Genomic DNA, 1194 nt, shown 5'->3' with positions numbered 1-1194 from the left:
GTGCCGGCGAGAGGACTTGAACCCCCAACCTACTGATTACAAGTCAGTTGCTCTACCAATTGAGCTACACCGGCTAAAAACATGTATTGCAATTAAAAGTTAAATGGCGGAACTGACGGGATTCGAACCCGCGGTCTCCTGCGTGACAGGCAGGCATGTTAGGCCTCTACACCACAGTTCCACGTTAATTGCGGGGGCAGGATTTGAACCTGCGGCCTTCGGGTTATGAGCCCGACGAGCTACCGAGCTGCTCCACCCCGCGTCAGTATGGAGGCTGAGGGGATCGAACCCCCGACCCTCTGCTTGTAAGGCAGATGCTCTCCCAGCTGAGCTAAGCCTCCATAGGCTTGAAAAATATTGGTGACCCGTAGGGGATTCGAACCCCTGTTACCTCCGTGAAAGGGAGGTGTCTTAACCCCTTGACCAACGGGCCTTACTATAATGATGATAAGGATGGCGGAGAGAGAGGGATTCGAACCCTCGCACCACTTACGCAGTCTAACCCCTTAGCAGAGGGTCCCCTTATAGCCACTTGGGTATCTCTCCGAGTAGCGGCGGAGGGGATCGAACCCCCGACCTCACGGGTATGAACCGTACGCTCTAGCCAGCTGAGCTACACCGCCACTTTAATATAAACCAGTTACACTGGAAATGTGTATATGGCTCCCCGAACAGGACTCGAACCTGTGACAACTCGATTAACAGTCGAGTGCTCTACCAACTGAGCTATCAGGGAATATTGGTGGAGCCAAGCGGGATCGAACCGCTGACCTCCTGCTTGCAAGGCAGGCGCTCTCCCAGCTGAGCTATGGCCCCATATCAAATATAAAGTTTATATGGTGGGCCCTAGTGGACTCGAACCACCGACCTCACCCTTATCAGGGGTGCGCTCTAACCAGCTGAGCTAAGGGCCCTAATATATTTACTCTGTAAAGAGTCGCTTGGCAACGTCCTACTCTCCCAGGACCCTGCGGTCCAAGTACCATCGGCGCTGGAGGGCTTAACGGTCGTGTTCGGGATGGGTACGTGTGGAACCCCTCCGCTATCGCCACCAAACGAATAACAAGGTTTTGCACCTTGAAAACTGGATCCGAAACAAACATGCGATCTAGCTGCTTACCGGATGTCTCCGGCAAGCTTGTAGGATAAGCCCTCGACCGATTAGTACTGGTCAGCTCCATGCATTGCTGCACT

10 tRNA genes and 1 rRNA gene are annotated in these 1194 nt (G+C 53.6%); all 11 read right to left on the bottom strand.

Going from position 1 to position 1194, the window contains the following annotated elements:
* Position 1 precedes the first annotated feature (1 nt).
* A tRNA-Thr gene (locus tag Q5741_RS21500) sits at positions 2 to 74 on the bottom strand.
* Between the two features lie 30 nt (positions 75 to 104).
* Positions 105 to 181 (bottom strand) — tRNA-Asp (locus tag Q5741_RS21495).
* 7 nt (positions 182 to 188) lie between these two features.
* Positions 189 to 262 (bottom strand) — tRNA-Met (locus Q5741_RS21490).
* A 6-nt stretch (positions 263 to 268) separates the two neighbouring features.
* A tRNA-Val gene (locus Q5741_RS21485) sits at positions 269 to 341 on the bottom strand.
* 17 nt (positions 342 to 358) lie between these two features.
* A tRNA-Glu gene (locus Q5741_RS21480) sits at positions 359 to 433 on the bottom strand.
* 21 nt (positions 434 to 454) lie between these two features.
* A tRNA-Ser gene (locus Q5741_RS21475) sits at positions 455 to 546 on the bottom strand.
* Between the two features lie 3 nt (positions 547 to 549).
* Positions 550 to 623: transfer RNA gene (locus Q5741_RS21470), tRNA-Met, on the bottom strand.
* Between the two features lie 37 nt (positions 624 to 660).
* A tRNA-Asn gene (locus tag Q5741_RS21465) sits at positions 661 to 736 on the bottom strand.
* Positions 737 to 740: 4 nt separating this feature from the next.
* Positions 741 to 816 (bottom strand) — tRNA-Ala (locus Q5741_RS21460).
* A 21-nt stretch (positions 817 to 837) separates the two neighbouring features.
* A tRNA-Ile gene (locus tag Q5741_RS21455) sits at positions 838 to 914 on the bottom strand.
* A 25-nt stretch (positions 915 to 939) separates the two neighbouring features.
* Positions 940 to 1056: ribosomal RNA gene (gene rrf / locus Q5741_RS21450) — 5S ribosomal RNA — on the bottom strand.
* Between the last annotated feature and the right edge of the window lie 138 nt (positions 1057 to 1194).

It is taken from the genome of Paenibacillus lacisoli, assembly GCF_030580655.1.
Classification (GTDB): domain Bacteria; phylum Bacillota; class Bacilli; order Paenibacillales; family Paenibacillaceae; genus Paenibacillus; species Paenibacillus lacisoli.
Note: the sequence above shows the minus strand (reverse complement) of the source record. Positions and strands in the feature narration are given on the sequence as shown.